Origin of the sequence: Paramuribaculum intestinale, assembly GCF_003024925.1 — a bacterium.
GTDB lineage: Bacteria > Bacteroidota > Bacteroidia > Bacteroidales > Muribaculaceae > Paramuribaculum > Paramuribaculum intestinale.
Genome location: NZ_PUED01000186.1, coordinates 1 through 4,363, shown reverse-complemented (window position 1 = coordinate 4,363; position 4,363 = coordinate 1). Strand labels below are relative to the sequence as shown.

The 4,363-nt window shown below is 44.1% G+C and carries 7 protein-coding genes and 1 tRNA gene; 7 read left to right on the top strand and 1 reads right to left on the bottom strand.

The annotated features are described in order from the left end of the window. A partial coding sequence (locus C5O24_RS11105) for an IS110 family transposase (protein WP_153061364.1) occupies positions 1-397 on the bottom strand: 397 nt, incomplete at its 3' end. 212 nt (positions 398-609) lie between these two features. On the opposite strand from C5O24_RS11105, the gene C5O24_RS11100 reads away from it, so the two are divergent. From C5O24_RS11100 to C5O24_RS14335, 7 genes are all read left to right on the top strand, one after another. Continuing rightward, positions 610-1,149, top strand: a complete 540-nt coding sequence (locus C5O24_RS11100) for a hypothetical protein (RefSeq protein WP_107037087.1) — start codon at positions 610-612, stop codon at positions 1,147-1,149. A 119-nt stretch (positions 1,150-1,268) separates the two neighbouring features. Next, complete coding sequence (locus C5O24_RS11095; protein WP_107037086.1) at positions 1,269-2,462, top strand: hypothetical protein; 1,194 nt, start codon at positions 1,269-1,271, stop codon at positions 2,460-2,462. Positions 2,463-2,524: 62 nt separating this feature from the next. Continuing rightward, positions 2,525-2,615 (top strand) — tRNA-OTHER (locus C5O24_RS11090). 16 nt (positions 2,616-2,631) lie between these two features. Then, positions 2,632-3,102 (top strand): HAD domain-containing protein, encoded by a 471-nt coding sequence (locus tag C5O24_RS11085; RefSeq protein ID WP_107681831.1) that lies wholly within the window; start codon positions 2,632-2,634, stop codon positions 3,100-3,102. 4 nt (positions 3,103-3,106) lie between these two features. Next, positions 3,107-3,511, top strand: a complete 405-nt coding sequence (locus tag C5O24_RS11080) for an FtsZ/tubulin family protein (protein ID WP_107681830.1) — start codon at positions 3,107-3,109, stop codon at positions 3,509-3,511. Positions 3,512-3,607: 96 nt separating this feature from the next. Continuing rightward, entirely contained in the window at positions 3,608-4,009 is a 402-nt protein-coding gene (locus C5O24_RS11075; protein ID WP_107037004.1) for a hypothetical protein, read from the top strand. A 117-nt stretch (positions 4,010-4,126) separates the two neighbouring features. After that, positions 4,127-4,363 (top strand): hypothetical protein (locus tag C5O24_RS14335; protein WP_205961100.1); only part of this gene is annotated, 237 nt, incomplete at its 3' end.

Below are 4,363 nucleotides of genomic sequence, written 5' to 3'. Positions count from 1 at the left end.
CGAGGCTGTCCTTCGAGTGAATGTACACACTGCCGAGCTCGCCGCGCATAAGGGCTTTGGCCAGCTTTTTTGAATCCACCGGGTCTGACTTCGAGACCTTTTCCTTCTGGGTGGTCGGAACGTCAGCAGCATGTACCACGGTGCATTTTATACCAAGCTCAGTCAGGGCATAATAGGTCGAGAAGCCCGAAAACCCCGTCTCGTAGGCTGCATGGTAGCTACCGTTAGGATAATGCTTGTTCAAATGTTCAAAGAGCTCTTTGGCCGAAGCCTTTTGAGTATGAGTGCGCATAAAACCAGAGGGGGTGAGCACCGTGACACTCCATGTTCTCAGATGGACGTCAATACCAATAGAGATATTTTGTCCGCTGAAATCTTTTTTGTTACTTTGTACCATAGACGTATCGGTTTTGCTGTTAATGTATTTTGCTTTTACAAATTTACATGCAATTGCCCTTACGTCTATCTTTTCTCCTCACTCCTCTCGGGGGAAAGCCTTAGCGGCAAGGGGGCAGACAGCCCCCGTTGAGCGCCCCGTCAGCTAATCTGATGCAAACATAGTGACTTTATGTAAGGGAAGAAGAATACCGCAAAGCCCCATACAAACTAATGGTCGTAGGACAAGAGACATATGGCTGGGACAACCCGATTCGCACACTGAATGATATCGAAATGTCTATGGCTGGCTACAAGAACTTCAATTTAGGTCAAAACCGCTCTAAATCTAATTTTTGGCCATGGGTTCATGAATTCAACATGTTACTTGGCAATCCTGACAACTATTGTTTTGTCTGGAACAATATCTTGAAATTCGGTAAAGATTGTGATAAGGGGCGTCCTGTTCAAGACGTAACCGATCAAGAAAACAGATACTTCAATGTTTTGGCCAATGAAGTAAGCATTCTCAAACCGGATGTGTGTATTTTCCTTACAGGCCCTAACTACGACAAGGACATAAAAGCAAAATTTGACGACGCAGAAATTATCCCATTAGGTGATTATCCCATCAGAGAGGTCGCCCAAATAAAGAGTAGCCATCTTCCTATACACTCATACAGGACATACCATCCCGGTTATGGCAATCGATATACCGAATGGTATCACAAAGTATTTGAGTCAATAATTGAAAGAGTTATTTCGGATAAATGAACACCGTAGTAACAGCCATCGGCAAACAAGATTGTAGCTGTGGCAACACAAGATTGAAACTACACGGAACGAAAAATTCGGCAATATAGTTCTTTGCATTATATAACTATAAAGATTACATGAACGATTTTATAAGACCTTTTTCCGATGCGGAATTCAAAAAGGCGTGCCTCTCAGCGGGCTATCCCGAGATTGCCTGGCAGTATTGCCATGAGAAGTGGCAAGAATGCTTTGACGACATATTAAGGGACAATTTGTCAGCAGAAGATCTGCCCGAACTGAAAGAGCACGCCGGGTGGACATCAGACAATATTCGCGAGCAAGCCTGGACTGATGTCAAAGAGTATTCACATGTTGATACCTATGTTCAGCAACGTGAATTAGGCCATGGCCATGAGTGGTCAAGATTGTTCTGCAAGATATTAGCCCATAGCGGCGTCGATGCCGTAAATATATATTGGGCCACATTTGTTGAGTTGCAGAACAGCAGAATCGACTCCGGAGAGGAGGTTGGGATTAAACACGACTGGTTTGATTGTCTTAAACAGGACACTCTGTCTTGTAGAGAATACGTTCTCGCGGTCAAGAATATTGCAAAAGGTGAAGGCGAGATTGTGGAGCGTTATATCGGTAATTGGTTAGGCTCTATGCGTGAAGGATATGAAGGAAATACAGATGACCTTCTACTCGAGGCGAAGCGTTTCAGAACATTGCACGAAAAACTATTAAGTGAGGGGTACTATGATGAGGATGCTTTCGGATATGCGTTAGATCTTTTCGACGAACATTATCCGGTATTCAATGAGATATACCGCGAGGCGATGCGACATGGCTCAAAACGATATGACGCATGGGCGCTTGCTGATTTTTGCGAGAACGCGGTTGTAAATGGGTGGTTGCTTCTTGAGAAAGAAAACTTCAAGAATAAATTCACCGAGTCGTGGCAACGAGAAATCTATGCCGGATTAGTTATCAAAGACTGGATACAAGATGAGGGCTCAATCAGCACGCTCCATGAGAATGAAATCAGAAAATCTTTGGATCTGAGCCCAATCGATAAACCTCTAGCTTGGGAAGATGAAGAATTCCTTCGTCTGAAGAAAGAATACATCAAAAGTGGTCTTAATGAATTCGCTGCCGAGCAGCGGTACAAAGATGCATATGGAAATTACAGCGACATTGAACTTGACAGTATCCGCAATAATCGCTCTCATGATATCAAGAGAGATATGCTTGAAATGATGTTCCCAAACGATGACATTGATTCAGAAGACTTCGAAGACGGTCTGGATTTTGAGGATATGAATGATTGACAATCTCATGTTGTATCGCAAAATGAGACACTATGGTTGTAATTTTGCGATACAATCACATCAGCCTGGTGGCGGAATTGGTCAGACGCGCTTTATATTAGATGGAAAGTGCCCTGTGATGGGGTGTTGCCGGTTCGAACCCGGCCCGGGCTGCTAAAAAGAAAAACTGATGAATCGCCCAGTAATATTTCTTGACTTCGACGGTGTGCTCAACACCGAGCAATATCAGGCGCGGCTTGCCGTCGAAGGTAAGCCGAACAAGGATGCGTGGGGGCCGCTTTTCGATCCTCGCGCTGTTGAGAATCTACGTTTGATTATTGATAATACCGATGCTGCTATTGTCATTTCCTCATCGTGGCGATATCTTCATCGTCTCGGCAGTCTGCGCATGATGTGGGAGGTGCGGGAGCTTCCCGGCGAGATTATCGGCACTATCCCCTGCGGCGCCACATACATCTCGCGTGGCGAGGATATCGAATGTTGGCTTGACAAGTACGGACGCCCAGATTACGTGATAATCGATGACCTCGACGACTTCTTCCCGGCTCAGCATGACTCTTTCATCGAGACAAATCCTATTGTCGGCATCACGGAAGCCGACGCACGAAAGGCAATCGAAATACTCACCTCTAATGCATAATCCAATGAACAACGAAATCTCAATCTGGAACGGTTATCCCGTTCATGGCGACATCAAGGAACTCGACCGCATCATTGAGTCGGAGAGCTTAATTACACTTGACAAGGATGATGTTGTCAATGTGCTTTCCACCGAGGGAGAAAGCTATGTGACATCAGGAGTTAACGCCGATCTTGGCGAAGCTTTTAACGAAGCCGTCAACGCCCTGCCTTGTAAGGTTGATAAGGTAGATGAATTACTAATTGATTTCCGCTTCGGTAACAGACAGCCCGAAATGTCAGGGTTGTCATCAATCACCGACACGCTGTCAGAAGTCAATCCTGACATCAATATTATGTGGGGTATTTCCTCAGATGAATCTCTGGGTGATTCCTATAAGGTGGTGTTGGTCGCATCGGTGAAGGTTTAGACCCGGTTCAAAAACATATCTTCATTTTTGTTATCGCCTGACAGCTTTAGGCAGGCGACAGGGATAACTTTGTCCCTAAACTTAGAAACGTAGAATATGAAACAGAATACAGACGAGAGAAGACGTAAAATTGATGAAATGAGGGAGCGTTTTGCGCCTTTGCGAGACTACATGGCGCAGCACCGTAAGGAAACCTTAGAACTGATGCGCCGCCGGCACGCCTATTATACCAAACTCATAACTGATGCGGAAATCAAAATAGCCGAGGAATTCTATGAAAGATACAGCGAACAGTTCCTGATGTACGGCATAGAATTGAAACTCTCCGATAATAAGAAATGGTGTTCAATCCATCTCGAGCTTGAAGACTATGGCTATGAGGATTACGGGGTGGAAGACGGTAAGGATGATACATTAGCTGAGGTAAGCCCCGAAGTTTCCTTTAAAGATATGTTTAATAATGTAGAAGTCAACATATTTACAGGAGAAGAACTTTAATAGCCACAACTGACACCTTTTGGCAGTACATAACATTAACTTTGCGACATAATATACAAGGAATACTTTCTCAACTCAGAGTTTGAAGATGTGTGGCGCAATAACCCAAAGAGCGTAATGAAATTATATACTTCAATATCGGACTTACAGAATCAGTCAAAAACATGGATGCAATGCCCGTGCAAGGAATTGGTCAATATCAATCCTTTGGATGTTGTAAATTTTTATATAGCGGCATCATATCTGATAAACAATCGCCTGTCAGAATTATCAAAATCCATGGATATAAGCGGATTTGAAGAATCTGAAATTGTGTCATTCTCACCACGCTCTTTGCACAGACTTGCCTTGGGC